General features: G+C 70.8%; 24 protein-coding genes. 7 read left to right on the top strand and 17 right to left on the bottom strand.

All coding sequences use genetic code 11. From position 1 onward, the window contains the following. Nucleotides 1-3 precede the first annotated feature (3 nt). Nucleotides 4-1,353 carry an MBOAT family O-acyltransferase gene (locus AW274_RS10260; protein ID WP_062430809.1) on the top strand — a complete coding sequence of 450 codons (1,350 nt, stop codon included), beginning with the start codon at nucleotides 4-6 and terminating at the stop codon, nucleotides 1,351-1,353. 11 nt (nucleotides 1,354-1,364) lie between these two features. Further along, nucleotides 1,365-2,336: an alginate O-acetyltransferase AlgX-related protein gene (locus AW274_RS10255; protein WP_062430808.1), complete on the top strand. Its 972-nt coding sequence runs from the start codon at nucleotides 1,365-1,367 to the stop codon at nucleotides 2,334-2,336. A gap of 86 nt (nucleotides 2,337-2,422) precedes the next feature. On the opposite strand, the gene AW274_RS10250 is transcribed toward AW274_RS10255, so the two are convergent. From AW274_RS10250 to AW274_RS10200, 11 genes are all read right to left on the bottom strand, one after another. Further along, nucleotides 2,423-3,157, bottom strand: a complete 735-nt coding sequence (locus AW274_RS10250) for a hypothetical protein (protein ID WP_157519982.1) — start codon at nucleotides 3,155-3,157, stop codon at nucleotides 2,423-2,425. Between the two features lie 151 nt (nucleotides 3,158-3,308). Beyond that, nucleotides 3,309-4,025: a DUF1684 domain-containing protein gene (locus AW274_RS10245; RefSeq protein WP_062430806.1), complete on the bottom strand. Its 717-nt coding sequence runs from the start codon at nucleotides 4,023-4,025 to the stop codon at nucleotides 3,309-3,311. Then, nucleotides 4,022-5,137: an LLM class flavin-dependent oxidoreductase gene (locus AW274_RS10240; RefSeq protein WP_062430805.1), complete on the bottom strand. Its 1,116-nt coding sequence runs from the start codon at nucleotides 5,135-5,137 to the stop codon at nucleotides 4,022-4,024. The genes AW274_RS10245 and AW274_RS10240 overlap by 4 nt, the downstream gene beginning before the upstream one ends. Next, nucleotides 5,134-6,168 (bottom strand): LLM class flavin-dependent oxidoreductase, encoded by a 1,035-nt coding sequence (locus AW274_RS10235; RefSeq protein ID WP_062430804.1) that lies wholly within the window; start codon nucleotides 6,166-6,168, stop codon nucleotides 5,134-5,136. Before AW274_RS10235 ends, AW274_RS10240 begins: the two co-directional genes overlap by 4 nt. Further along, nucleotides 6,165-7,244 carry an LLM class flavin-dependent oxidoreductase gene (locus tag AW274_RS10230; protein WP_062430803.1) on the bottom strand — a complete coding sequence of 360 codons (1,080 nt, stop codon included), beginning with the start codon at nucleotides 7,242-7,244 and terminating at the stop codon, nucleotides 6,165-6,167. The genes AW274_RS10235 and AW274_RS10230 overlap by 4 nt, the downstream gene beginning before the upstream one ends. Then, on the bottom strand, nucleotides 7,241-8,563 hold the full coding sequence (locus AW274_RS10225) for an NtaA/DmoA family FMN-dependent monooxygenase (RefSeq protein WP_063813205.1): 1,323 nt from the start codon (nucleotides 8,561-8,563) through the stop codon (nucleotides 7,241-7,243). Before AW274_RS10225 ends, AW274_RS10230 begins: the two co-directional genes overlap by 4 nt. Further along, entirely contained in the window at nucleotides 8,484-10,061 is a 1,578-nt protein-coding gene (locus tag AW274_RS10220) for a dipeptide ABC transporter ATP-binding protein (RefSeq protein WP_062430802.1), read from the bottom strand. The genes AW274_RS10225 and AW274_RS10220 overlap by 80 nt, the downstream gene beginning before the upstream one ends. Next, nucleotides 10,058-10,840, bottom strand: coding sequence for an ABC transporter permease (locus tag AW274_RS10215; protein ID WP_062430801.1), 783 nt, complete (start codon nucleotides 10,838-10,840; stop codon nucleotides 10,058-10,060). The genes AW274_RS10220 and AW274_RS10215 overlap by 4 nt, the downstream gene beginning before the upstream one ends. Beyond that, nucleotides 10,837-11,760 (bottom strand): ABC transporter permease, encoded by a 924-nt coding sequence (locus AW274_RS10210; RefSeq protein ID WP_062430800.1) that lies wholly within the window; start codon nucleotides 11,758-11,760, stop codon nucleotides 10,837-10,839. The genes AW274_RS10215 and AW274_RS10210 overlap by 4 nt, the downstream gene beginning before the upstream one ends. Next, entirely contained in the window at nucleotides 11,757-13,391 is a 1,635-nt protein-coding gene (locus tag AW274_RS10205) for an ABC transporter substrate-binding protein (protein WP_062431859.1), read from the bottom strand. The genes AW274_RS10210 and AW274_RS10205 overlap by 4 nt, the downstream gene beginning before the upstream one ends. 67 nt (nucleotides 13,392-13,458) lie before the next feature. Continuing rightward, nucleotides 13,459-14,229: an SDR family NAD(P)-dependent oxidoreductase gene (locus AW274_RS10200; protein ID WP_062430799.1), complete on the bottom strand. Its 771-nt coding sequence runs from the start codon at nucleotides 14,227-14,229 to the stop codon at nucleotides 13,459-13,461. 89 nt (nucleotides 14,230-14,318) lie between these two features. Here AW274_RS10200 and AW274_RS10195 point away from each other — a divergent pair, with 89 nt between their 5' ends. The 3 genes from AW274_RS10195 (at nucleotide 14,319) to AW274_RS10185 (ending at nucleotide 17,527) form a co-directional block, all read left to right on the top strand. Next, the gene (locus AW274_RS10195) at nucleotides 14,319-14,891 is read left to right on the top strand and encodes a TetR/AcrR family transcriptional regulator (protein ID WP_062430798.1); all 573 of its coding nucleotides are present in this window, start codon (nucleotides 14,319-14,321) and stop codon (nucleotides 14,889-14,891) included. A gap of 115 nt (nucleotides 14,892-15,006) precedes the next feature. Continuing rightward, on the top strand, nucleotides 15,007-15,768 hold the full coding sequence (locus tag AW274_RS10190) for a hypothetical protein (protein ID WP_157519980.1): 762 nt from the start codon (nucleotides 15,007-15,009) through the stop codon (nucleotides 15,766-15,768). A gap of 91 nt (nucleotides 15,769-15,859) precedes the next feature. Beyond that, nucleotides 15,860-17,527, top strand: a complete 1,668-nt coding sequence (locus AW274_RS10185) for a choice-of-anchor P family protein (RefSeq protein ID WP_157519978.1) — start codon at nucleotides 15,860-15,862, stop codon at nucleotides 17,525-17,527. 58 nt (nucleotides 17,528-17,585) lie between these two features. Here the strand turns inward: AW274_RS10185 and xynA are convergent, their stop codons facing one another. The 6 genes from xynA to AW274_RS10160 all read right to left on the bottom strand — a co-directional run bounded on the left by xynA (nucleotide 17,586) and on the right by AW274_RS10160 (nucleotide 24,272). Continuing rightward, nucleotides 17,586-18,512, bottom strand: a complete 927-nt coding sequence (xynA, locus tag AW274_RS10180) for an endo-1,4-beta-xylanase XynA (RefSeq protein WP_439648755.1) — start codon at nucleotides 18,510-18,512, stop codon at nucleotides 17,586-17,588. Nucleotides 18,513-18,850: 338 nt separating this feature from the next. Next, nucleotides 18,851-19,642, bottom strand: a complete 792-nt coding sequence (locus tag AW274_RS10175; RefSeq protein WP_062430794.1) for an alpha/beta hydrolase — start codon at nucleotides 19,640-19,642, stop codon at nucleotides 18,851-18,853. Next, nucleotides 19,639-20,460: an alpha/beta fold hydrolase gene (locus tag AW274_RS10170; protein WP_062430793.1), complete on the bottom strand. Its 822-nt coding sequence runs from the start codon at nucleotides 20,458-20,460 to the stop codon at nucleotides 19,639-19,641. The genes AW274_RS10175 and AW274_RS10170 overlap by 4 nt, the downstream gene beginning before the upstream one ends. Nucleotides 20,461-20,514: 54 nt before the next feature. After that, nucleotides 20,515-23,232, bottom strand: coding sequence for a helix-turn-helix transcriptional regulator (locus AW274_RS10165; RefSeq protein ID WP_062430792.1), 2,718 nt, complete (start codon nucleotides 23,230-23,232; stop codon nucleotides 20,515-20,517). A 7-nt stretch (nucleotides 23,233-23,239) separates the two neighbouring features. Next, entirely contained in the window at nucleotides 23,240-23,395 is a 156-nt protein-coding gene (locus tag AW274_RS40145; protein ID WP_157519976.1) for a hypothetical protein, read from the bottom strand. Between the two features lie 19 nt (nucleotides 23,396-23,414). After that, a complete protein-coding gene (locus AW274_RS10160) occupies nucleotides 23,415-24,272 on the bottom strand; it encodes a hypothetical protein (RefSeq protein ID WP_062430791.1) in 858 nt (285 codons plus the stop codon). Nucleotides 24,273-24,564: 292 nt separating this feature from the next. On the opposite strand from AW274_RS10160, the gene AW274_RS10155 reads away from it, so the two are divergent. After that, nucleotides 24,565-25,506 carry an SDR family NAD(P)-dependent oxidoreductase gene (locus AW274_RS10155; RefSeq protein WP_062430790.1) on the top strand — a complete coding sequence of 314 codons (942 nt, stop codon included), beginning with the start codon at nucleotides 24,565-24,567 and terminating at the stop codon, nucleotides 25,504-25,506. Between the two features lie 70 nt (nucleotides 25,507-25,576). Then, nucleotides 25,577-26,854, top strand: a complete 1,278-nt coding sequence (locus tag AW274_RS10150) for an esterase-like activity of phytase family protein (RefSeq protein ID WP_062430789.1) — start codon at nucleotides 25,577-25,579, stop codon at nucleotides 26,852-26,854. The last annotated feature ends 136 nt before the right edge of the window (nucleotides 26,855-26,990 follow it).

The raw sequence follows: 26,990 nt of genomic DNA, 5'->3' as shown, positions 1-26,990 counted from the left end.
GCGATGTCATTCGCCTCACCACTGTTCCTGTGGTTCTTCATGCCGGCCACCCTGGTGGCCTATTGGCTGCTGCCCAAGTTCAGGAACGGCGTCGTCGCGGTGGCCAGCCTGGTTTTCTACGCGTGGGGCGCGGGGGCGTACACGCTGCTGCTCTTATCGGCCATCGCGGTGAACTACGCCGCGGGCCGGGTGCTCGACCGGATCGAACCCCACCGCGCGGCCGTGCTCGTCGCGGCCGTCACGTGGAACCTGTCGATTCTGGCGATCTGGAAGTACGCCGGATTCGCCACCGAGCAGATCCGCGCCCTCGGCATGGAGGGCGTGCCACTCGTCGAACTGGCGCTGCCGATCGGCATCTCGTTCTTCACCTTCCATCACATCTCCTATGTCGTGGACGTCTACCGGCGCAGCACGCCGGCGCAGACCAGCGTGGTCGGGTTCGTGACGTACATCGCGATGTTCCCGCAGCTCGTGGCCGGTCCGATCGTCAGATATCACGAGATCTCGGGGCAGCTCTCGAAGCCCGTGGAGGGCGGGCTCGCGGCCGGCTTCCCCCGGTTCGCGCTCGGGCTGGCGAAGAAGGTGGTCATCGCCGACTCGCTCGCGCCGATCGCCGACGCCGCGTTCGCGCCCGGCGCGGAGATGTCGACCGCGACGGCCTGGGTGGGCGCGCTGGCGTACACACTGCAGATCTATTTCGATTTCTCCGGCTACTCGGACATGGCGATCGGCCTCGGCCTGATGATCGGATTCCGGCTTCCGGAGAACTTCGACCGGCCCTATTCCGCGCATTCGATAACCGAATTCTGGCGTCGCTGGCACATGTCGTTGTCGAGATGGTTCCGCGACTACGTCTACATTCCGCTCGGCGGCAACCGGCACGGCCCGTGGAAGACCTATCGCAATCTGCTCACCATTTTCGTGTTGTGCGGCCTGTGGCACGGCGCCGACTGGACCTTCCTCGTCTGGGGCCTCTATCACGGCTTTCTGCTGATCGCCGAACGCCTGCTGCGTTTTCCGCCGGGCCGCGCGATCACGTTCCTGCTGGTCGTCTTCGGCTGGGTGCCGTTCCGCGCCGAGAGCCTGCCGGCCGCCTGGAACATGCTCGGCGCGATGGTGACCTGGCGGCCCGGCCCGCTCGACGAGTTCGTCGCCCACGCCGCCAACCCGCAACGTCTGGCCGTCTTCGCCTTGGCCCTGCTGATCGTCTTCCTGCCCGCCCGCCCGCTCGGCCCGCTCGTCGCGACCGGCCCGCGCCCGCTCCGCGCGGCCCTGATCTGGCTGGCCGCCCCCTACGCCGCCCTGCTGGTCGCCGCCGGCACCTTCAGCCCGTTCCTCTACTACCAGTTCTGAGGTGGACGCCCATGCGAACCCGCCTGGCCGCACTGCTGTTCTTCTTCCTCCCGGCCGTCGCCTTCGCCGCCGGCGCCCGCGCCGTGGAGATGGAGAACAAGCCGCTGCCCCCGCTGCCCGCCCTGGACGGCGACTGGACCGGTTGGGCCACCGCCCACCTCCCGTTACGCGACCAGGCGGTACGCGCCAACGTCGCCCTGACCGAAGCGGTGTTCGGCCACGCCCCCGCCTACGGTCACGGCTACCCGAAGGTCATCGAGGGCGAGCAGGGCTGGCTCTACTTCGGCGACGACGTGACCGAAGCCTGCGAGCAGGAACGCCCGATCGGCGAGACGATGGAGGCGCTGCGCCGCCTGGCCGAACGCGTCGAGGCGGCCGGCAAACGCTTCGTCCTCACCGTCGCCCCCGACAAGACGACGATCTCCCCGCAGTGGCTCCCAGCGCGTTTCCCCGGCCAGAAGTGCCTCCACGCGCACAAAGCCGAATTCTGGGCCGCCCTCGAAAAAGCCGATCTCCCCGGGTACGTCGACCTGCGCACCCCCTTGGAACGACTCCAGCAGACCACGGGGCGACCGGCGTACTGGCGCACCGACAGCCACTGGACCGACCGCGCCGCCGCGACCTACGCCGCCGAGTTGGCCCACGCCCTGGATCCGGCCCTGGCGGCCGACACCCGGTTGCGATTCACCGGCCGCGCACCCCGCGAGGGAGACCTGGGCGTGCTGCTCGGCGCCCCCCGCGAGGAGACGATCGACCGCTACCGGCTCGACCGGGCGGGCGCGGCACGGTACGAACCGAAGACGGTGCTGATCGGCGACTCGTTCACCCGCAACTCGATGCCCTGGCTGACGCCGTACTTCGCCGACCTGTCCTACCAGCGCAACGACGGCCCGGTGACGTGGGCCGACGCCGAAACGGTGATCGTGGAGATAGTGGAACGGCATCTGGTCGGCGGCACGTCAGCGATGCTCGGCCCGGACTAGGGCCTGTTTCTTGGGTCAGGTGCGGAGCCGGCTCGGCCCCACGCGAACCGGCCGCTCCGACGTACCGGACCCGGCCGTCGTCGCCGTCACACGTCAGCCGAGTCGATCACCTGGTCAGCCGGCGGCGCGGTGACGACCAGGGGGAACCCCCAGTCGAGGAAGCGGGTGTCGTAGCTGTGGCCCATCTTCGGCTCCCGGCCATAGACGAGGTCCGTGGTCCGGAGCCGGGTGGGCAGGCCCGTGGCGTCGGTCCAGAGCGACCAGTGGATCTCGTCTTTCACGTCACCGGTGGGAGGAAGCCCCAGCCGCTTGTGGCTCACGACGCCGCGATAGACATACCCGCCGGAAACGGCCTTGCCGGTGACCCCGCGCAGCAGAATGCGCAGAACACGTTCATCGAACACGTTGATCGCCTGATCGCTGAAAACCGCGACCTCCGGCGCCTTCCAGTCCCACCGGATCCACGACTTGCCGTCGGGGAGACTGCCGGGCGGTTCATGCGTGTACGTGACCCCGCCGACGTGCGTGGTGTCGTCCCAATCGGCCCCGCCAAGAGCGGTCCGCCAGGAGCTTTCCGGAACGAGAATGGAGTAAATGGTGGCGTCGTAGGCGACCGGCCCCTTCGGGCTCAGTTGCACCCGACCGCGTGTGCGGGCCGCAGCGGTGGAGCGTGTCCCGTCGATCATCGCGGTGAGCTCGGAGATCCGCACCCCGTGCCCCTGACGCAACTGCTTCTGCACGGCCCGCACGGGGTCGGGCGGCCGGGTCTGCGTGACCGCCGCAGCGGGCGCGGCCACCCCACCGGCCAGCAGCGCGGCCACGACCAAAGCCAACGATCGCCTCATCACGACTCCGTCCATCCCAGAAGACGTGGCCATCGTCGCAAGCGGCGATAACGAAAGCGATCAGCATCGGCCTCGAACCAGCTGCACGAGTTCCGGGCGGCGGCCGCATCCTCCTCGGGGCTCCGATCTAAGAACCTAGGCGCTTCTCCCCTGCGGTCACCCGTACGTCGAGGCGGTTGCCGGGAGGGGGGAAGAAGCAGAGGAAGTGGTCGGTCAGGGCGCACGGCGGCAGGTGCGCCCTGTTGAAGTCGGCCTCCAGGCTTCCGTCCGGGCCCGGTGACGGCAGTGGCAGGGTGCGGAAGCGGTAGGTCTCCTCGCCGTTCGTCAGGTCGCCGAACTGGGCCGACAGGCCGGTCGTGGTCTCGGTGACCGCGAGGGTGCGGCTGCCGCCCGGGAGGTCGATCACCACGTCGCCGATCAGGAGGAGGTCGCGGTCGCGGCCGTCGGCGGTGGGGACCGTCTCCGGGCGGGTCTCGCCGTAGGTGCGGAAGACGGCCGGGCGGATCCACGCCGGGTCGTGGTCGTAGGACTCGATGCCCTGGAAGGCGCGCAGGGTCTCGGCGTCGGGGTCCCAGGTGCGGATCACCGGGAGGCCGTCCCGGACGAGGGCCTGGATCTTGACGCGGCCGTAGCGGAGGGCCGACGCGTCCGGGGTGATGACGACCGGGCCGGTGACCGGCTCGCCGTCGATGGTCAGGCCGTCGTCGAGGCCGGCCTTCAGTTCGACGCCGCCGCCGGCCGGGGTCCACACGCCGGGCAGGCCCGGGACGACGGTCTCGCCGTCGATCCAGGTCGTGCCCGTCAGGGTGAGCAGGTCGCGGACTTCGTCCTCGCGGGTGGTCATGAGAGCTCCTTCCAGGCCCGGCCGAGCAGTTCGGCCGAGCGGACGCGGTCGGCGTGGTCGTGGGTGATGGTGGTGACGAGCAGTTCGTCGGCGCCGGTGACGTCGCGGAGCACGCGCAGGCGGTCGGCCACCTGGGCGGGCGTGCCGACGAACTGGGTGTCGACGCGGTCGGCGACCAGGTCGCGGTCTTCGGGCGTCCACTCGTGCGCGAGCGCCTCCTCGGGCGTGGGGAAGGGGATCGCGCCCTGTCCGGTACGGATGCTGCGCACCCACAGGCCGTAAGGTGCGGCGATGCGCTTCGCCTCCGCCTCCGTATCGGCCACGACGACGTCGGCCGACACCATCACGTGGGGCTTCGGGTGCAGGTCGGAGGGCTTGAAGGCGTCGCGGTAGGCGTCCACGGCCTCCAGCACCGCCGACGGGGCGACGTGGTAGTTGGCCGCGAACGGCAGGCCGCGTTCGGCCGCGACCTGGGCGCTCTGGCCGCCGCTGCTGCCGAGGATCCACAACTCCAGGTCCGCGCCCTCGCCCGGGTTCACGTGGGCCTCGACGCCTTCGGCCGACCGGTAGGAGCCGGCGATGAACGCCCTGATGTCGTCCACCTGCTCGGCGAAGTCGGGCGACTGCGCGCCGGGCTGCTGGAGCAGCTGCGCCCACAGGGTGAAGATCGACTTGTCGGCGATGGAGGCGAACGAGAACGGCTTGGGGATCAGCAGGCCGTCGACCACCCGCGCCTCCTGGGGTGGTGGCGGCGGCGCGTCCTTGAACTCCTTGGCGCGCTGGCCCGACCGGCCCAGCCCCAGGTCGATGCGGCCCGGGTGGAGCGCGTCGAGGGTGCCGAACTGCTCGACGACGCCGAGCGCGGTCTGGTGGCCGAGCTGCACCGCGCCCGAGCCCACGCGGATGGTGCTGGTCGCGGCGGCGACCGCGCCGATCAGCACCGCCGGGGCGGAGCTCGCTACGCCCGGGGTGAAGTGGTGTTCGGCCAGCCAGTAGCGGTGGTAGCCGGCCGCCTCCGCCGCGCGGGCGAGGTCGAGGGTGTCGGCGAGGGCCTGCCGGGCGTCGCCGCCGGAGACGATCGGGGCCAGGTCGAGGATGGACAGCCGGGTCATGCGAGCCCTCCCAGGGGTCTGCTGGGGATGTCGGCGCGGAGCACGGGCGCGATCTCCGCTTGGAACAGTTCGAGCGAGGCGCGGTGCTTCGCGGCGGGCAGCCCGTCGGCCTCGGCCGAGATGTGCATCACCTCGTGGCCGAGCCGGTCGTGGTAGCGGTGGACCTTGTCGACGATCTGCTGGGGGCTGCCGACCAGGATCGAGCTGCGCTCGATGGCGTCCTCCAGGCTGTGGAAGACCGGGTCGAGGCCGCGCTGGGCGAAGAACTTCAGCCGCGCGTCGAAGATCGGCCGGTACGTCTCGATCGCGTCCTGCGACTTCGGGGCGCCGTAGTAGCCGGCCGTGCCGGCGCCGACCACGGCGTCCTTCGGGTCGTGGCCGTGGTGCTCCCAGCGTTCCCGGTAGTGGGCGACGAGGTCGGCGTACGGCTCGACCGGGTTCGAGACGTTCGCGGAGAACAGCGGGTCGCCGTAGGAGGCGGCCAGGTCGACCGACTCGCGGCTGGTGGCGCTGCCGTGCCAGACCCTGACCGGCCGCTGGAACGGGCGGGGCAGCACCTCGGCGTCGACGAGCGGCGGACGGAACCGGCCCGACCAGGTCACCCGATCTTCCCGCCAGAGGCGGCGGAACAGTTCGTAGCCCTCGCGGTTGCGGTCCCACTGGTCGGCCTCGGTGACGTGGAACAGTTCGGCCTGCGCGGTGCCGTTGCCCTTGCCGATGATCAGTTCCAGCCGGCCACCCGACAGGTGGTCGAGGGTGGAGTAGTCCTCGAACGCCCTGACCGGGTCGAGCAGCGCGAGCGTGGTGACGGCGGTGAACAACCGGATCGTCGACGTCTTGGCGGCGATGTGGCTCAGCACGACCGTCGGCGACGACGACAGGAACGGGCGTTCGTGGCGTTCCCCGAACGCGAACCCGTCGAAGCCCAGTTCCTCGGCCACGACCGCGCTGTCGACGATCTCGCGGAACCGCCGCTCGACCGGAATGCCGGGGTCGGTGTGGAAGCCCAGCGTGAGGGCGAGGAACTTCACGACACCCTCGCGTACCGGCTGGCCGGACGGCCGAGCCCGAGACGTCCACGCAGGTCGGGGGCCTCGTACGCGGTCCGGAACGCCCCCCGCGCCTGGAGCTCGGGCACCAGGCCCCGGGTGATGGCGGTCAGGTCGTGCGGCAGCACGCCCGGACGCAGCCGGTAGCCCTCGAAGCCCCAGTCGAGCAGCAGGTCGGCGAGTTCGGCGGGGGTGCCCTCGAAGACGTGGGCGTCCGACTCCAGCGGCGCGCCGTCGAGGTCGTCGAGGCGGGCCTTGTGGTCGCCGAGGAAGACGACCAGGTCGGCGAAGACCTTCAGACCGGGGTTGAGCTCCCTGACCTCCCCGGCGATCCGGCGGGCGTCGTCGCGGTCGGCCGGGGTGACGTACAGGACGTCGGCGTTCGCGGCGGCGAACTCGTAGGGCGTGGTCGAGTGGCCCAGCGCGGTGACGAGCGGCTGGCCCTGGGGCGGGCGCGGGGTGATCGACGGGCCCTTGACCGAGAAGAACTCACCCTGGAAGTCGATGTAGTGCAGCCGGTCGCGGTCGATGAAGCGGCCGGTCGCGGCGTCGCGGATCTCGGCGTCGTCCTCCCAGCTGTCCCAGAGGCGGCGCACCACCTCGACGGCGTCGGCCGCCTCACGGAACAGGGCGTCCAGGTCCGGGACCTCCCGGCGGCCGAAATGGGCCGCCTCGTCGGGACGCCCGGACACACGCGGACGCCAGCCCGCGCGGCCCTTGCTGGCGTAGTCGAGCGAGGCGATGCCGATCGCCACGTGGAACGGCTCGGTGTGGGTCACGCTGGTCGTCGGGATCAGGCCGATCTTCGAGGTCAGCGGCGCGACCGCTGCGGCCAGCAGCACGGCGTCGAGCCGCCCGAGCACCTGGTCGTGCCGGGACGACTGCAGGCTGAGGGAGTCTTCGAAGGTGACCCAGTCGAGCAGGCCGCGTTCGGCCTCGATGACCAGGTCGGCCCAGTATCCGGCGGTGAACAGCCGGTCGGGTTGGGCCCCTTCGGCCCGCCAGGCGGCCGGATGCCAGCCGGCGCCGTCGAGGGCGACGGCGAGGTGCAGGCTCATGAGAGCTCCTTCAGTCCGAGGTGGTGGCGCAGGGTCGGGCCGGTGTAGTCGGTCCGGTGGACGCCCTTCTCCTGGAGCAGCGGCACGACCTGGTCCACGAGGTCGTCGAGGCCGCCCGGGGTGAGGTGGGGCACGAAGATGAAGCCGTCGGCGGCGTCGGTCTGCACGAACCGGTCGATCTCCGCGGCGACCGAGCGCGCGGTGCCGACGAAGGTCTGCGGCGCGGCCGTCTCGATGACGAGTTCGCGGATGGAGAGGTTCTTCTCCTCGGCCAGCGCCCGCCACTTGGCCGCCGTCTCGGCGCGGTCGCGGCGGAACTGGGCCCGGCCCTTCGAGACGTCCGTCTCCAGGTCGGGCTCGACGTCGGGGAGGGGGCCGTCGGGGTCGTACCCGGACAGGTCGCGGCCCCAGATCGCCTCCAGGAACAGGATCGCGGTCCGCGGGCCGACCTGGGCGCGGCGGATCTCGGCCGCGCGTTCCTCGGCCTCCTCCTGGGTGTCGCCCAGCACGTAGGTGACGGCCGGGAGGATCTTCAGGTCGTCGGCGGTGCGGCCGTACTTCGCGAGGCGGCTCTTGACGTCGCGGTAGAAGACGCGTCCCTCGTCCAGCCTGCTGTGCCGGCTGAAGATGACGTCGGCGGAGGCGGCGGCGAACTCGCGGCCCTCCTCCGAGTCGCCGGCCTGGATGATCACCGGGTGGCCCTGCGGCGGCCGGGGCACGTCGAACCGGCCGCGGATGTCGAAGTGCTGACCCGTGTGCTCGAAGGAGCCGATGCCGCCGGGCCGGGCGAACCGCCCGTCCGACCTCGGCAGCGCGTCGGGGGCCCAGGAGTCCCACAGTTCGCGGGCGGTCTGCAGGAACTCCCTGGCGCGGGTGTACCGGTCGGTCTCAGCCAGGTATCCGCCGCGCCGGAAGTTCTCGCCGGTGAAGGCGTCCCAGCTGGTCACGACGTTCCAGGCGGCCCGGCCGCCCGACAGGTGGTCGAGGGTGGCCAGCCGCCGGGCCACCTCGTAGGGCTCGTTGAAGGTGGAGTTGACGGTCGCCGCCAGGCCGAGGTGGGTGGTCACGGCCGACAGGGCCGACAACACGGTCAGCGACTCGGGCCGCCCGACGACGTCGAGGTCGTGGATGCGGCCCTTCATCTCGCGCAGCCGCAGCCCTTCGGCCAGGAAGAAGAAGTCGAACCTGCCCCGTTCGGCGGTCTGCGCCAGGTGCTTGAAGGAGTCGAAGTCGATCTGGCTACCCGACCTGGGGTCGGACCAGACGGTCGTGTTGTTCACGCCCGGGAAGTGCGCGGCGAGATGGATCTGTTTGGTCATGGTGCCCTCCTGGCACGGCGGCGAGCAGTTCCCGGGTGTACGGGTCGGCCGGCGCCGTGAAGATCTGGTGTACGTCGCCCGACTCGACGGCCCGGCCGTCCTTCAGCACCAGCACGTGGTCGCTGACGTGGTGCACCACCCCGAGGTGGTGCGAGATGAACAGGTAGGCGAGCCCGAGTTCGGCCTGCAGCCCGGTGAGCAGGTCGAGCACCTGGGCCTGGATCGACACGTCGAGCGCCGACACCGGCTCGTCGCAGACGATCACCCGGGGGCGGGGGGCCAGCGCGCGGGCGATGGCCACCCGCTGGCGTTGCCCGCCGGACAGTTTCAGCGGCCGCCGGTCGAGCACGCTCTCGTCGAGCCCCACCTGTTCGAGCAGCTCGACCGCCCGTCTGCGGCGTTCGTGCCGGGGGGTGCCGCCGACCTCCAGGGCTTCGTCGATGATGCGGCGTACCGAGAACCGGGGGTCGAAGGAACTGAGCGGGTCCTGGTAGACGACCTGCGTCTGCCGCCGGTCGACCTCGACGGTCCCCCGGTCGGGTTTGAGCAGGCCGAGCACCAGCCGGGCCGTCGTCGTCTTGCCCGAGCCCGACTCGCCGACGACGCCGAGCGTCTGCCCGGCCCGCAGCTCGAAGGAGACCCCGTCGACGGCGGTCCTCCCCTTGAACGCCTTGACCAGGCCCTCGGCCCTGATCACCACGTCACCGGGCACGGTGGTGCGGTTGCCCGGCCGCGGCACGGCGGCGAGCAGGCTCTTGGTGTACGCGTGCTCCGGCGCCCCGAGCACCCGCCGGGCCGGGCCGTCCTCGACGACGACACCGTCCTTCATGACGAGGATCCGGTCGGCGAGCTCGGCCACCACCGCGAGGTCGTGGCTGATCAGCAGCAGCGCCTGACCGGCCTGTTTGCGTTCGGCCAGCAGCCGGAGGATCTGCGCCTGCACGGTGACGTCGAGCGCGGTGGTCGGCTCGTCGGCGATGAGCAGCCGGGGCCCGCACGCGATGGCCGAGGCGATCAGGGCCCGCTGCCGCAGGCCGCCGGACAGTTCGTGGGGATACTGCCGGGCCCGGACCGTCGGCTCGGGCACGCCGACCTCGGTCAGCAGGTCGAGCACCCGGCCGGGGATCTCGGGCCGGGGCGCGGCGCGGTGCAGCTTCAGCGTCTCGGCGATCTCCCTGCCGACCGGGCGGAGCGCGTCGAGCGAGACCAGCGCATCTTGGAGGACGTAGCCGATCACGCGTCCCCGGATCGACCGCCACTGGCGTTCGCGGAAGCCCGACGCGTCCACGCCCTCGATCGCCAGCCGCCCGGCGGTGACGGTCGCCTCCTCGCCGGTCAGCCCGAGGAGGGTGCGCGCGGTGACGCTCTTGCCCGACCCCGACTCGCCCACGACGGCCACGCACTCGCCCGGGTGGACGGCGAGCGAGACGCCCCTGACGGCGTGCACGCCCGGGAAGCTCACGTGCAGGTCGGTCACCTCGACGACGGGGATGCTCATACGATCCTCCGCTGCAACCGCCGCCCGACGACGGTGACGGACAGGACGGTCAGCGTGATGGCCACGCCGGGGAAGACGGCGATCCACCAGGCGACCGAGAAGTAGTCGCGTCCGGCCGAGAGCATCGCCCCCCATTCGGGCGCGGGCGGTTGCGGCCCCAGCCCGAGGTAGCTGAGCGAGGCGGCGGCCACCAGGGCGGTGCCGACCTCGATGGTGGCCAGCACGGCCAGCGGCTCGAACGCGTTGGGCAGCACGTGCCGGGTGATGATCCGGCCCCTGCCGAGCCCGAGCGAGACGGCCGCCTCGACGAACCCCGCGTTGCGGATCACCATGGTCTGGGCGCGCACCAGCCGGGCGTAGCCGGGCGCGGTGTAGAGGGCGATGGCGAAGATCACGTTGACCGTGCCCGGCCCGGTGACGGTGATGACGAGCAGCGCCAGCAGCAGGGTCGGCAGCGACAACACGATCTCGACCAGGCGGATCACGATCTCGTCGACGACCCGCCCGCCGAGGGCGGCCAGCAGCCCGAGCGCGGTGCCGACGACCACCGCCAGGGCCGTCGCGCCGAGCCCGGCCAGCAGGGAGGGCGCGGCTCCGTACACGATGCGGGTGAGGACGTCGCGGCCGTTGGCGTCGGTGCCGAGCGGGTGGTCGGCGCTGGGCCCCTGGAGGGCGGCGAGCGCGTCGGCGGCGTCGGGGGTGACGCCTCCGGTGAGCAGGGAGGGCGCGAGCGCGGCCAGCGTGACCAGGGCCAGGAAGGCGACGGCGAAGACCTTCACGCGGCACCCCGCAGCCGGGGGTCGATGAGGAGGTAGAGCAGGTCGACGACGACGTTGACGACGACGTACAGGACCGCGGTGAGCAGCACCACGCCCATCACGATCGGCAGGTCCTTGCCGCCGACGGCGGTCAGGGTGAGCTGGCCGACGCCCGGACGGGAGAAGATCTGCTCGACCGCGACCATCGCGCCGACCGTCAGGCCGACCAGCCAGCCGATCAGCGTCACGGTCGGCACCAGCACGTGCCGCAGCGCGTGCCGGAGCCGCACCCCGAGGTCCGACATGCCGCGGGTGCGGGCGGTCAGCACGAAGGGCTGTTCCAGCACGAGTTCCAGGCCCTCGCGCATCATCTGGGTGAGCAGGGTCGTGATCGGCAGCGCGACCGCGATGACCGGCAGCACCAGCGCGGCGGGGCCGTCGGCGCCCACGGCGGGGAACCAGCCGAGCTGGAACGAGAAGATCGTCAGCAGCAGGATCGCGGTCCAGAACGTCGGGATCGACACCCCGACGAGCTCCAGGCCCGACGACAACCCCCTGATCCACGGCCTGCGCCGCGCGGTCAGCACCGCGAGCGTCGTCGACACCACGACCGCGACCAGCAGCGAGACCCCCGCGAGCTGCAACGACGGCCCGAGCTGCGCCCCGATCGCCGAGACGACCGGCTCGTGCAGCTGGTACGACCGCCCGAGGTCGCCCCGCAGCACGCGCCCCAGGTAGGTGGCGTACTGGACGACCAGGGGCTCGTCGAGCCCGTAGTCGGCGATGATGCGGGCCCGCACCTCGGGGGTCACGACGCTGCTGCCGATCAGCACGTCGACCACGTTGCCGGGCGTCAGGTGCAGGGCGGTGAAGGAGACCGTCACCGCCCCCCAGAGCACCAGCACCGAGGTGCCGAGCCGGGTGAGGATGCGGCGGATCATGCCTTCGACACCCAGGCGTCGTAGAAGGTCGGGAACGCCTGCGGCTCGAAGGTGACGTCCTGGACGTGCTTCGAGGCGCCCAGCAGGTAGGTGAAGACGTAGACCGGGACGATCGTGGCGTTCGTGTTGGCCTTCTGCTGGACCTTGGCGTAGAGCGCGGCCCGTTCGGCCGGGTCGGTGGTGCGCAGCGCGCCGGTCAGCCAGCCGTCGGTCTCGGGGTCGTGCCAGCGGGCCAGGTTCTGGCCGAAGAAGTCGGGGCGGGGGATGTTGGAGATGGCGAACAGGTTGCGCAGCGCGTCGCCGTCGGCCCGCTGCCAGCTGAAGTCGATGAGGTCGTAGTCGCCGGCCAGCGCCTTGGGGGTGAAGTCGGCGGGCGTGACGTCGACGAACTGGACGTCGAACCCGGCCTTCTTGGCCTCGGCCTGCACCTGTTCGGCCAGCGTGCCGCGCTGCTCCCGGGCCAGCGCCTTGAGGAACGGCCACTTCACCGTCAGCCGCCGGCCGTCCTTGGTGCGGTAGCCCTCGGCGTCCCTGGCCGACCAGCCGGCCTCGTCGAGCAGCCGGGCGGCCCCTTCGGGGTCGTACGTCCACTGCGTCTCGGTGGTCTTGTCGTATCCGGCCGTCGCCGGGGAGATCGCGCTGGACGCCGGGTCGAAGGCGCCGAAGTAGAGCTTCTCGACGACGGTGGCGAAGTCGATGCCGTCGCGGAAGGCCTGCCGGACCTTCTGGTCGGCGAAGACCCCCTTCTCGTTGTTCGGGTAGTAGTTGTAGTTCCCGCCCGGGGCCTGCTTGCGGAGGACGGTCAGCTTGGGGTCGGCCTCGACCTGCTTGACGTTGACCGGCGGCACGCTCGCGATGGCGTCGATCTGCCCGCTGGTCAGCGCCCCGAGCCTGACGGCGTCCTCGACGATGACCTTGAACTCCAGGCGTTCGAGGTGGGCCGGCCCGGAGTGCTTGGCGATCGGGGGCGCCCAGTCGTAGTCGGGGTTGCGGCGGTAGGTGATGCCTTGGTGCGGCACGTAGGCGTCGATGACGAACGGGCCCGTCCCGACGACCTTCTTGGCCAGCGCCTCGGGCCCGAGCGCCAGCTGCCTGGGCGACTGGATGCCGAAGTAGGCGGTGGCGAGCGCCGCCAGGAAGGGCGAATAGGCCTCCTTGAACGTGACCTCGATGGTCTGCGGGTCGACGACGGTGCTCTTCTCGTACGGCCCGAACGCCGCGGCCGCCAGCTGCGACTTGGTCGCCGGGTCGACGATGTGGTCGAGGTTGGTCTTCACGGCGGCGGCGTCGAAGGGCGTGCCGTCGCTGAACTTCACCCCGGTCCGGAGCTTGAAGGTGTAGGTCAGCTGGTCGTCGGAGATCTCCCACGAGCTGGCCAGCCACGGGTGGACGTCGCCCTTGTCGTCGAGGGCGACCAGGGAGTCGAGCACGGGCCGGGTAAACAGGCCGGTGACGTCCTGCGGGCTGGCGTGGGGGTCGAGGTTGGCCGGCTCGGTGTTGACGCCGAAGACGAGCGAGCCGCCCTTGGCGGGCGGGCCGGCCGGGGCCTGCTCGGGTGCGCTGGTCCCGCCGCAGGCGGCGAGCAGCGGAAGTAGGAGTAGTGCGGCTAGGGGGGCGCGGAACCGGCGCACGGAGATCACCTCTCAGTTTCCTACTTTTAATGTAGGAAATAGGGGAATCTCCGTCAAGCGGTATCGATCAGTGCCATCCCCCGTCGACCCGCAACGTCGCGCCGGTGACGTAGTTCGAGCGCGGGCTGGCCAGGAAGGTCACCATGCCGGCGTACTCCTCCGGCAGGCCGATCCGGCCGACGTCGACCATGGTGGTGAGGCGGCGGCCGGCGGTCTCGGCCATCTCCTCCCAGGTCTCGCCCCAGCCCGACTGCCGCCCGAGCTCGGTGAGCCGGACCTTCGCGCTCGGCGTGAGGATGCCGCCGGCGGCCACCGCGTTCGAGGTGACCCCCGAGTCCTTCAGCTCCCGGGAGAGCGAGGCGGCCAGGTTGTTGCGGGCGGCGTTGGTCGCGGCGTAGTGGGGCTGGGTGTCCATCGGGTGGTCGGAGAGGGCGCTGCTGATCTGGATGACCCGCCCCCAGCCCCGCTCCTTCATGCCCGGGACGAACCTCTTGATCATCCGTACCGACGCGACGACGTTGACGTTGTAGATGTCGTTCCAGTCGTCGGCCGTCAGCACGTCCCAGGTCAGCGAGGGGTCGAAGACGCCCAGGTTGTTGACGAGGATGTCGACCTCCTTGGCCGCCTCCGCCACGGCGTCGGCGCCCTCGTCGGTCGCGAGGTCGCCGATCGCGACGGTCCCGCCGATCTCCTCGGCGAGCGCCTCGGCCCGCGCCCGATCCCTTCCGTGGACGACCACCGTCACCCCCTCGGCGGCGAGGGTGCGGGCGATCTCCGCGCCGAGGCCGCCGGTCGATCCGGTCACCAGGGCGCGCTTGCCGGTGAGCTGCAGGTCCATCTGAGGTTCCTTCCGTGGATTGGACTGTGCGGTCCAAAATGCCACTCCAAAAATGGACTGTCAAGTTCACTTTTTGCTAGAGTACCCAGGTGAGAGCACTGACTCCGAAGGGCGCCGCCACCCGGCAGCGAATCGTCGAAGGCGCCGCCAAGCTCATCCGCGACCACGGCCCCGCCAACGTGGGCCTCGACGACATCCGGGCCGCGACCACCACGAGCAAGAGCCAGATCTTCCACTACTTCCCCGACGGCAAAGCCGACATGCTGCTCGCCGTGGCCGCCCACGAGGCCGAACTCGTCCTCGCGGAGCAGGAGCCCTACCTGAGCGACCTGACCTCCTGGGCGCAGTGGGAGGCCTGGCGCGACCGCGTGATCGCCCGCTACGCCGCCCAGCGCCGCCGCTGCCCGTTGTCGGCGCTGACGGCCCAACTGGGCCTGGCCGACCCGGCGGTCGAAGGCATCATCACGGGCATGTACGCCCGCTGGCACCGCCACGTCGCCGACGGCGTGCGATCGGTCCGGCCCGACGCCGACGCAGAGCGCGCGGCGACCCAGATCATCGGAGCCATCGTGGGCGGCGCGACGATGCTGGTCGCGACCGACGACATCCGCTATTTGGAAATCGGCCTGACCGAAGCCATCGAAAGCCTCAAAAACGCATAATCAACGCGATCCCTTCGTAATCAAGGGCTGTGACCATCAGAGTCACCGCATTCGGTGCGGCGAAAGGATGGGTCGAATGCAGCGCTTATTCCGAATCGCCGTCACCGCGACGGCCATGGCGTCGATCACGTTTTCCACCACGGCTTTCGCCACGGTATTCACCACGGTGTCCACGACGCCGCCCGACGCGCTCCGGGCCCAGTTCGTGGCCGGTCGAGGCGTCTCCATGACGACGGCCGTCTCCACCGTGGAAGAGGAGGACTCCGACTATCGGCAGAAATCCCGCGTCGAATTCGGTCCTGACGGGGTCGTGGCGGTCGACCGGCGCGACGTCGCCGATCCGAGATACCCCGACCCACCGCTCCGTTACCTCATCTTCAAGGACCGCTCCTATTGCCAGGGCTGGTGGTGCCTGACTCCGCCGACGAAGACGTGGGTCAAATACGAAGAACCCGGCTCGATCCCGCACTTCTCGGCGGGCGACATCGCCATGGACGAGCCCGCCACCCTGAAGGCGCTGCTGGCCCGCGCCGTGAGCAAGAGCGCCGGCGGGGTCTACGACCGCACTCCGACCACCCTTTACCGAGGCGTCATCAGTCACCCCGATCTCTATCGGGTCTCTCCCGCGTTCCAGCGCAACTATGGCGGCAAACGACCGACCGGAAACGACGCGAAGCAGAAAATCGTCTGGCGGATCTGGATCGGCAAGGACGGGCTGGTCCGCCGCGTCTGGACGTCGGACGCCGAGAAGATGGGCCCTACCCGCGTCGTCACCCGGATCACCGACTCCCTGCTCAGAGGCTGGGGCGCGGAGACCCACATCCAGGAGCCGTCGGCCAGCGATTCGGCTGAACCCGACGAATGGCGTGACTACTGACAATTGCCTCGGTTTCTTGACAGGGAGTAGTTCGTCGGAGACTTTGTGTACGAACTGAGGACCGCCAGTTCGCCACGAAGGGATTCCACCTTTGCGACGAATCGTCCCTGCGGTCGTGCTCACCCTCATCCCGCTGACCGCCGTCTTGGCCCCGCGGGCGGCCGCCGCCGCGCCCGCCGATCCGCAGGTCATCTTCAGCGAGGAGTTCGAGAACGGGGTGAGCACGGCGCCCGTCATGGTCACCGACTACACCGGTCCGGCGCCCCACGCCATGACCTACACCGCCGACCCCGCCTGGCTGACCTCGTGCAACGGGCTCATCGCCAGCCGGCTCAACCCGGCCGTCGCGCCTCCGCTGGCGCAGCAGTGCGGCGGATGGTGGCCGGTCGTCCGTGATCTGGCCGGGGCCCTGGGTCAGTGGGCCGGTGGCGACCCCGCCACCAACCACGCCGTGACCGCCTTCACGCACACGCCTCCCGGCCCCAACAAGGTGCAGCTGGAGACGGAGAGCCCGGTGTCCATCGGGAGCGGCAACCGGTTCGTCACCTTCTCGGTCGACGCGGCGGCCGTCAACTGCAACGTCGTCCACCCGCTGATGGTGTTCTACCTGCTCGACGGGAACACCGCGATCCCGACGTTCAGCCAGCCCATCGACACCTGCGCAAACCCGGGGGCGGTGATCAGCGGCATCTCGGTCGGCACCTACACGAGCGACGCGCCCGTGTTGTTCTCCGGGTCACAGCTCGGCATCCGCCTGGTCAACACGCAGGGCGGCACCAACGGCAACGACGGGGCGATCGACAACGTGCGGGTGCTCGACGTGACCCCGCAGCTCGGCCTGTCCTACACGCCGGGCAGCCCGGCGATCGGCCAGACCGCCACGCTCAAGCTGACCGTCACCAACACCTCCGAGCTGCGGGAGAAGAACGGCTGGTCGTTCAAGACCGCGCTGCCCGACGGGCTGACCCCGGCCGGGGCCGCGACGAGCGACTGCGACCAGCCGTCGGTCTCGGTCGTGAACGGGGTCGTCTCCGCCGGGGGCGGCATCGGCGACGGCGTGACCAGCTGCACCGTGAACATCCCCGTGAAGGCCGGGGTCATCGGCGAGTACTCGACCTGCCCGGCCGACGTCTCCGACCGGGTCGGCATCAACCCGCCGGCGGCGTGCGCGTCGGTGTCGTTCGTCGCGCCGGAGCACAAGTTCGACGCCCACGCCCACGCGGCGAAGGTGACCGCGCCGCTGATCGGCGGGGCGGCGCTGGTGCCGTCAGACGTCACCTGCACGGCCACGCCCGGCTCCGACAACGACTCGCTGCTGACCGCGATCCTCCCGGCCGTCGCCTCGCTCGGGGTGCTGACCACGGAGGCCGCGGGCACGGTGGGGCCCGACGGGCTGCGTACCGCGCGGGCCAAGGCCACCACCGCGAAGCTGAACCTGCTCAACGGCCTGATCACGGCTGAGGAGATCACCGCTCAGGCGACGGCGACCGCGACCGAGAGCGGGACCGTCACCACCTCGGGCACGACCACCTTCACCACGCTCAAGGTCAACGGTTCGACGATCACGAACCCGCCGGTGAACCACACGATCACGATCCCGCTGGTCGCCAAGATCGTGCTGAACGAACGGGTGCCCTACGGGAACGGCACCGGACTCAAGGTCAACGCCGTCCACGTCACCACCGTCGCCGGGGTGGACGTCGTCATCAGCCACGCCCGCGCCTCGCTGACCCTCCCGGGTCAGACCTGCCCGGCCTGACCCGAGGACGGCGGAAAGCCCAGGCACCGATCACCTGGGCTTTCCGCTGGTCGATAGGTCAGCCTGCCTGGCAGGAGACCGTCGGCCACGTGCTGTTGCCGTTGCGCATGATCGTCACGCCCCAGTTGTTGCCACTGCCGTTGGGCCGTGCCGTCAGGGTCTGCGCGTTCGGGTAGGACGCGGAGATGTTCCACGTCGAGCTGATCTTCGCGGGCGACGGCACGTTCATCGTGACCGTCCAGTTGCTCGACCCGCTCACCGAGACGTTCAGGTTGTAGCGGTCACTCCACGACTGGCCCGCCGAGAGCGACGCGGTGCAACCGCCGCCGCCTCCGCCGCCGCCGTTGGTGGGGGTGGGCGTCGGGTTGCTGCCGCCGCCGCCACCGCTGCTGCCGACCGTGATGTTGGAGCTGCCGCTGCTCTGGTAGCCCTCGGTCGCCATGATCATGTAGTCGTGGTTGCCCATCTGCATGCCGGCCCGCGACCACGCGTCGAAGTGGTTGCCGGAGGTGATGGTGCCGCCGGTCTTCTTCTGCTGCCGCACGCTCCAGAACTGCTTGAACGTCCGGGTCCCCTCGATGGAGGGCGCGTTGGTGCGGGTCGTCTCGTAGATGTCGTAGGTGCCGCCGTCGCTCGTCACCGTGCCCTTGTAGGAGCCGGTCGGGCGGTAGGTGCCCCAGTTGTCGACGATGTAGTACTCGACCAGCGGGTTGCGGGTCCACCCGTAGAGGGTCAGGTATGCGTTTCCCGACGGGTTGAAGCTGCCCGAGTACGAGACCGTGCGACGGCTGCCGGTCTGCCAGCCCTTGCCGGCGACGAAGTTGCCGGTGTTGCGCCACGAGGTGCTGTAGTTGCCCCCGGAACCGAGCTCCATCGAGACCGTGCCCTGGGCGTCGGTCCAGAAGGAGTACCAGTAGCCGTTGTTGTTACCGGTCTGGTTCGTGGTCACGGCCGCCTGGGCGACGCCCGGCAGAAACGTGATCATGGCCATCACCGTGGCCCAGATTCCGGCGGCCGCTAAGCCTTTTTTCATGGGTGTGCTTCCTCCCTGCCTAAGGGGCTCGGAACGACCGACGGGAGCGGATCGGTTTCCCCGAAAGTGTCAGCGGGGACCTCGGAGCTGTCAACAACTTTCAGAAACATCTCCGAAACCTGAACCCGCAGCTCACAGGCGAATACGCAGGTCAGAAGCCATCAATTTGAGACGTGTTCACAATGCAACCAGATGAATGCAGCGATCTACTGGCGCTTTCGAGAGAAACTTTCGGCCGGGTAGCGAAAAGCCCGCTCCCCCGGCAGGGGGAGCGGGCCGGCTTCCTGAGGTCAGCGCTTGTGCTTCAGCGCCCACTCCAGGGCGTGGTCGGCGACGGCCTCCCAGCCGGGCGCGCCGCAGGTCCAGTGGTCGCGGCCCTCGAACTCGTGGTACTCCGTCAGCGCGGGCGAGTTCTTGTAGTGCTTGGCGTTCGACCGGTTCACCGACGGCGGCATGATGTGGTCCTTCTCGCCCGCGATGAACAGCAGGGGCGCGCGGTCGGCGTCGAAGTCGACCCACGTGTCCTGGTGGCCGGGCTTGAAGTTGGCGAACAGGCCGTACTCCCAGACCCAGTAGCCGGGGGCGGCGATGGCGTACCGCTCCCAGACCGCGCGGGAGTCCTCCTCCGACAGGGTGTTGGTGAAGGCGTAGTGCCACTCCTCCGGCGTGAAGCCGACGGCGCGGTGCCGGTTGGCGGGGTTCTTCAGCGCCGGGAACAACGACCTGGCCTGCGAGATCGGGTTGACCCGCACACCCTCGGTCGGGGCCGAGTCGATCACCACGCCGGCCGCGCCGAGGCCCTTGGCCAGCAGCAGCTGGGTCAGCGTGCCGCCGAACGAGTGACCGATGATGATCGGCGGCTCGGGCTCGGCCTCGATGACCGACGCCAGGTGGGCGACCGTGTCGTTGACCGTCAGGTTGGCGATGACGTCGGGGTTCTCCCGCAGCGCCTCGACCTCGATGTCGAAGCCGGGGTAGGCCGGGGTGAGCACCTTCACGCCCTTGGACTCCAGATGGGGGACCCACTGCTCCCAGCTGCGCGGGGTGACCCACAGGCCGTGGACGAGGACGACGGTGGTCATGAGATGAACTCCAGGATGTCGGCGTGGAGGCGGTCGCGGTCGGTGTCGGGCAGGGCGTGGCCGCTGCCCTCGTACACCTTCAGAACCGCGCCGTCGATCAGGGCGGCGGAACGTTTGCCGCCGACCTCGAACGGCACGATCTGGTCGTCGTCGCCGTGGACGATCAGCGTCGGGACGTCGATCTTCGCCAGGTCGGGGCGGAAGTCGGTGGCCGAGAACGCGGCGATGCACTCGTAGGCCGCGCGGTGGCCGCAGGCCATGCTCTGCAGCCAGAACGCGTCTCTGAAACCCTGCGCGACGTCGCCGCGCCGGTTGTGGCCGAAGAAGGGGCCGTCGGCCAGGTCGCGGTAGAGCTGCGAACGGTTGGCCGCCTCGCCGGCGCGGATGCCGTCGAACACCTCGATCGGCAGCCCTTCGGGGTTGTCGTCGGTCTTGAGCATCAGCGGCGGGACCGCGCCGACGAGCACGACGCGGGAGACGCGCGAGGTGCCGTGCCGGCCGATGTAGCGCACGACCTCGCCGCCGCCGGTCGAGTGGCCGACGAGGGTGAGGTCGCGCAGGTCGAGGTGCTCGATCAGGCAGGCCAGGTCGTCGGCGTAGGTGTCCATCTCGTTGCCGTGCCAGGTCTGCGAGGAACGGCCGTGGCCGCGCCGGTCGTGCGCAATCGCCCGGTGGCCGTGGTTCGCCATGAACAGCGCCGAGGCCTCCCAGGCGTCGGCGTTCAGCGGCCAGCCGTGGCTGAACAGCACCGGGGACCCCTCGGTCCCCCAGTCCTTGTAGAAGATCCGTGCACCGTCGTCCGCGGTGACAAAGGCCACTGTGGCCTCCTTCGCTCGAGTGGGATGACTCGAGCGTCGCTTGGAGGCGGGGGGCTACGTACCACGCGATTCACGTAGTTTGTCGGCCAGTTGGCGGCGGGAGGAGATGCCGAGCTTCTGGAACACCTTCCGCAGGTGGTAGTCGACGGTGTTGACGCTGATGAACAGGTTGGCGGCGATCTCGGCGTTGGTGCGGCCCACGGCGGCCAGCCGGGCGATGGTCAGCTCCTGCGTGGTCAGGTCGGGCATCTCCGACCCGGCGGCGGTCGCGGCCTTCAGCCCGGCCGCCTCCAGTTCCGCCTTGGTCCTCGGTACGAAGATGTGCGCGCCCGCCCGCTCGAAGAGCCTGGCCGCGATGTGAAGCTGCTCTCCGGCCTCTCTCCTGCGGCGCTGGCGGCGCAGCCATTCCCCGTAGACCAGGTGCGCCCTGCCGAGCTCGATCTCCGCGTGGGTCGGCCCGAGCGCCTCGATGGAGGCCACGTGGTCGGCCTCGGGGTCGTCGCTGAGCAGCGCCCGCGAACGCAGGGCCACGCCCCGGCACCAGCTCGACCCGTTGACCTCGGCCGTCTCCATCAGCCGCTCGGTGAGCGGCCGCGCCTCGGCCGCCCGGCCGCTGCGCACGGCCGCCTCCACGAAGTCGGTGTACTGCGTCGAGGTGACGTGCAGGAAGGGGTCGTCGATGAGCGGCTTGAGCAGGTCGTACGCGTCGCGGTAGGCCCCTTCGGCGACGTCGCGCAGGCCGAGGGCCGCGGCGGTGGCGCTGCCGACCCCGCCGTAGCCCATGGCGTTGGCCCCTTCGCCGATGGCCAGCACGACCTGCCGGGGCTCGCCCGTCCAGGCCATCAGGGCGGCGTTGATGACGTTCACCGCGTCGTAGCCCATGGCCAGCCGGACGTCGCGGATCTCGGCGAGCGACTCCTCGGCCCGGCGGACCGTGCCGCCGGTCAGCTCGGCGAGCGAGGTGACCCAGAGCAGGGTGTCGAGGGCCTGGAGGGCGCCCGCCTCCCGGGCCGCCGAGGCGGCGCGGGCCAGGCCGGACCGGCGGCCGGCGTCGTCCCAGAGGAAGGTGCCGAGGGCGGCGATGACCGAGCCCATGTGCATCATCTCGTGGTCGGGCAGCGCCATGATCGCGTCGAAGGCCGCGCGGGCGCGGGGCACCGCCTCGGCGTAGGGGCGGAGCACCACCGAGGCGAAGCCGGCCAGGATGCCGGCTTCCGGGCCGCCGCCGGCCACCCCCGCCTCCATGCGCAGCCCGAGTTCCCGCTGGGTGATGCCGGCCATCAGCCGCTCGGTGACGGCGCACGCCTCGTAGGCCCGCAGCAGGGCGTCGCGTTCGCGCTCCGGGTCGTGCCCGCGGAACGCGTCGGCCGCCGCCACCAGGTGGGCGGCCGAGTGGGGCAGGATGCTCACGTCGCTCGCGAACATGCCGAGCGCGCACCGCACGACGATGGCCCGGCCGTGTTCGACCGGCCCGGCGGTGGCGTCGTCGACGTGGCCCAGCAGTTCGCCCGCGACCTGCACCGCGCCCACCGCGAGCGCCGCCTCGGCCGCGCCGACCAGGCGGGAGTTCCTGACCGGCCCCGACGGGGTGAGCTCGGCGGCGCGGGTGAGGATGCTGGCCCGGGAGGCGAGGCCGCCCCGGCGGGCGGCCAGGTCGGCGGTGTGTTCGAGCCGGTCGGCGACGCGGGCGTCGGTGCCGATGGTGGCCTTGGCGGCGTGCCAGGCTTCGAGCTCGACCATGCCCAGCCCGGCCGCCGCCTCGGCCAGGCCCCGGTGGGTGCGCCTGCGGTCGGTGCCCGACGAGGCGTTGTAGGCGGCCGACCTGACCAGCGGGTGCCGGAACCTGACCGTCTCGTGCAGCTCCACCAGCCCGATCGCCTCGGCCCGCTCGGCCACCTCGTCGTCGAGGCCCAGCGCGCGGGCGGCCGAGGTGATCAGGTCGACGTTGCCGGTGGTGTCGGCGGCGGCGAGCAGCACCCAGAGGCGTACGTGCGGGTCGGTCTGGCCCAGCCGGCGGGCGTAGTGGGCCTCCAGGCGGCGGCCGACCGGGATCGGGTCGCCGCCGAAGCCCAGGCCGGTCATGTCGCGGGCCTCTTCGGCCAGGTCGATCAGCGCGAGCGGGTTGCCGCCCGAGGCCCGCGCGATGGCCGCCGCCGACGCCGGATCGATCGGCGCCGACAACGACCGCAACAACAACGCGGTCGCCGGCTCCTGGGTGAGCCCCTGGAGCAGCAGCTCGGGCACCCCGGCGAGCCGGGACGCGATGCCCTGCTCGTCGCGGCCCGCGAAGAGCAGCGCGACCGGCTCGACCGCGATGCGCCGGGCCGTGAACGCCATGACGTCGAGGCTCTCCTGGTCGAGCAGGTGGGCGTCGTCGACGGCGCAGACGATCGGCACGTCGCCCGCCGCCGCCGCGAACAGCCCGAGCACGCCGAGCCCGACCAGGAACCGGTCGGGCGGCGGCCCCTCGGCCAGGCCCGAGGCGACCCTGATCGCCTCACGCTGCCGGTCGGGCAGCGCGGGCAGGTGGTCGCTCAACGGGATCGTCAGCCGCTGGATGGCCGCGAACGGCAACTCCATCTCCGACTCGAAGCCGTCGAGCCGGATCAGCCGGAGCCCGGCCACGCCGGTGGTCGCCGCCTCCAGCAGCGCCGTCTTGCCTATCCCGGGCTCCCCGCTGATCAGAAGCGAACCGCCGTGACCGTTGCGGGCGTTGCCGAGCAGCAGATCCAGCCGCCGTCGCTCGTCATCCCGCCCGAGGAGCCTCAACACGGACCAATCACACCAGATCTCTCCGGCGTCCCGGAAGACAGCGCCAGGCGGACACCAGCCCGCCGAGGACCGGGCCCACCCCGGTGCCCGCCGTGATGGCCGCCTGGTATCGGCCGCCCAGCTGGGCGCCGGCGCGGATGTCGTGCACAGCGAGAAGGCTCATGTCCCGGAGCCTGGGAAGTTCAGGCGCGGACCGGGCCGATCAGTGCCCTGACCAGGGCGATCCCGGCGAGCGAACGGCTGGTGCGCCAGACGTGGCGGTATTCGTACGGCCACGCGTACACCGGGAAGTCGGCGCAGTGCAGGGTGGCCACCCTCGGTTCGCCGAGATCCTCGGCGGCGGCCAGATAGAGCGGTTCGAGCCTCGGCACGATGACGCCGTAGTCGAAGACCCGGCCGAGGAAGTTCTCGCCTTCGAGGATCTTCTCGATCGGCTCGTCGCCGAGGGGATAGGTGTCGGGCAGCACGTCCGAGAGCGACAGGAACAGGTCGGCGCCCCTGCGCCGCGGGTCGCCGAGCAGCGGCCCCAGGCGGGCCAGCCGTCCGAGGGCCAGCCCGGGACGGACGAGCAGGCAGTGGGCGTAGAACACGCGCAGCAGGGCGACGTCCATGAAGAAGCGTTCGAGCGCGGTCTCCCGTTCGACGAGCGCCCGGTGCGCGAGATATCCGGCGACGATGCTGGCGTTGTGGGCCAGATACCAGCCGCTCGGAGAAGGGGCACGCAGGAACCTGGTCCAGTGGGTGACCGCCGGGCTGCTCGGCTCGCCCGGAACCCCGTCGACCAGCAGTGACGCCTCGGTGGTGTCGTGAAGCAGGGTCTCGTTGACGGCGCGCCACCATGGGCTGCCGGTCTCGGGAGCCATCAGGCCCCGGTTGACCTGCCAGCGCATGAACGCCAGCTCGGCCCGCCGGTAGGCCCGCAGGCCACGCGGCCGCTCGTAGCTCCGGGCGGCCAGCTTCAGCCGGCTCGTCGGGTCGTCGCGGGCCGCCGCGACCAGCTCGGCCGCCTGAGCGGCGGCGTCGGCCGGCACACGGGACATGGGGTCAGCATCCCCCAAAGGCCGATGAGCTCGCAGGTGCACCGTGTGCGGTCCTCGATCAGTGACCGCAGCGCGGAAGCAGTCGGATGGCGAGAACGGTCCCGTCATCCTGCACCGAGACGGGACCGCCCCATGATGCGTCCCAGGTCTTCTCGGGCCGGTTCCCCCGATGCGCGAAGATCGCCTTGCGGTATTCCTCAACGCCTCCGTCCTCTTCTGGTCCTGCGGCCGGAGGATCCGGCGGGTCCCGGAGCAGGAGGTGCGTGCGCCTTCGGAAGGCGACGCTGAGCCCATGAGCGATGAACCACTGACTGAGAAGCCACGCAAGCCCGCCCGCCGGGCCGTGCTCGGGCTCGCCGCCGCCGGGGCCGGGGCCGCGGCGCTGGCCGGGGCCGTCGTCGTCCCGCCGTTCCTCCGTGACCCGCCGACCAGTCCGGCCGCCGCCGCGCCGCCCAGTGGGCGGTTCGCCGGGAAGGTGGTGCTCGTCACCGGGGGCACCTCCGGCATCGGGGAGGCCGCCGTTAAGGCGTTCGCCGCCGAGGGGGCCCGGGTGGGGTTCTGCGGGCGGCGGGAGGCGGAGGGCGCCCGGGTCGCCGCCGCGACCGGGGCCCGTTACGTGCGGGCCGACGTCCGCGATCCCGTGCAACTTCAGAGGTTCGTGGACGACACCGTGCGGGCGTTCGGCCGTCTCGACGTCGCGTTCAACAACGCCGGCATCACCAAGACCGGTCCGCTGCACGAGCTCTCCGTCGCCGACTGGGACGACGTGCAGAACACCAACGCCCGAGGCGTGTTCCTGGCCATCAAGTACGAGGTCCCGCACCTGCTGGCGAACGGCGGCGTCATCATCTGCACGACCTCCGAGTCGCGCCGGCCGGGAGGGGCGGCGTACACGGCGAGCAAGCAGGCCATGAAGGGCATCGTGGAGACCGCCGCGATGGACTACGGCCCACGGGGGATCAGGGTGAACGCCATCGCGCCGGGCACCACCGACACCGCGCTGGTGCGGCCCGATCTGCCCGGTCCGGTCTGGGAGGGGTTCAAGAAGGCGTGGGGGCCGCTCAACGTCCCGGCGCTGGGACGCATGGCGACGCCCGAGGAGATCGCGCGGGCGGTGGTCGCGCTGGCGACCGACGAGTTCGGCTACATGGCGGGGTCGACCGTGCTGGTCGGCGGCGGGCCGTTCGGGGGCGGGCCGATGCGCATGCCCGCCGGTTTCCCTTCATCGGGATGAGGCCCGGCGTTCAGAATCGGTCATTACGGTGGTCGGCTGGCAATCTTGTGACATAACGGAAGGTACGCCGATGCTCCGTCCCGCTCTCGCCGGTCTGGCCCTGGCCGCCGCGACGCTCGTGGTTCCCGGTACGGCCACGGCGAAGCCCGCCCCCGCCCCGGTCGTCGTCTCGGACGTGACCATCCCCTCGGTCCCGCTGAAGGAGCTCCAGTCGTCGATCCAGGACGACCGCGGCGTCAAGCTCGGCGGCATCGGTTCCGGGTTGTTCCCCGCCTCCCGGAGCGGCGAGTTCTGGATGGTCACCGACCGCGGCCCCAACGGGCAGCCGACCGTGGCGGGCGAGAAGCGGCGCACCTTCCCGATCCCCGAGTTCGCCCCGGCCATCGCCCGGGTGTCGACCCGGTTCGGCGTCGAGGTCAAGCAGTGGATCCCGATCACCGGCCGGTCGGGCCGGCCCGTCACGGGCATGTCGAACCAGGCCGGGCACGACGAGCTGCCGTACACCTGGGACGGCCTGACCAAGCTCGGCTACAACCCGAGCGGCGTCGACACCGAGGACGTCGTGGTCGACCGCCACGGCGACTTCTGGCTGGTCGACGAGTACAGCCCCTCGCTGATCCACGTGTCGCCGAAGGGCCGGGTCATCGCCCGGTACGTGCCCCAGGGCCTCAACCTGACCGGCGCCGACTACCCGGTGAAGGACGTGCTGCCCGGCATCCTGTCGCTGCGCCCGCAGAACCGCGGCTTCGAGGGCCTGGCGATCAACGGCAACACGCTCTACCTGGCGGTGCAGAGCCCGCTGCAGAACCCGACGAAGGCCGTCGGCGACGTCTCGCGCACCGCGCGCATCCTCACGTTCGACATCCGGCGCGGCCGGGTCACCGGCGAGTACGCCTACCAGTTCGAGGACATCACGACCTTCGACCCGTCGTACAACGGCGACCAGAGCCAGATGAAGATCTCCGGCCTGGCCCACGTCGCGGGCGACCGGATCCTGGTCGACGAGCGCACCGACAAGGTCGCGCACGTCTACGAGATCAACCTGGCCAAGGCCAAGAACCTCCTCGGCGGCCGGTACGACCGCACCTCGACCACCCCGTCGCTGGAGGCGCTGACCGACCTGACGCAGGTGCGCCCGGCCCCGAAGACGCTGGTCGCCGACCTGTCGAAGGTCGCCCCGACGCTGCCCGGCAAGGTGGAGGGCCTGGCGATCCTCGACCCGCGCACCATCGTCGTGGCCAACGACAACGACTTCGGGCTCGGCGAGTTCGGCACGGACGGACGCCTCGTCGACAGCGGGGTGAAGAGCCGCATCGTGACGATCAAACTGCCGAAGCCGCTGCACTGATCGCAATCGTTACCTGATCACCCCTGGGCCCAGCGGAAACATCCGTGTTACAAACCTCCTTAATCACCCGGGGAGTGGCATCTCCGGCTAACTGAATACGTGGCAGCGTGATCGGCGCGCGCGCTTTGCCTGACTG

The sequence above is a fragment of the Herbidospora daliensis genome, from assembly GCF_001570585.1.
In the GTDB taxonomy this organism is placed as follows: domain Bacteria; phylum Actinomycetota; class Actinomycetes; order Streptosporangiales; family Streptosporangiaceae; genus Herbidospora; species Herbidospora daliensis.
This window is presented reverse-complemented; position numbering and strand designations above follow the sequence as displayed.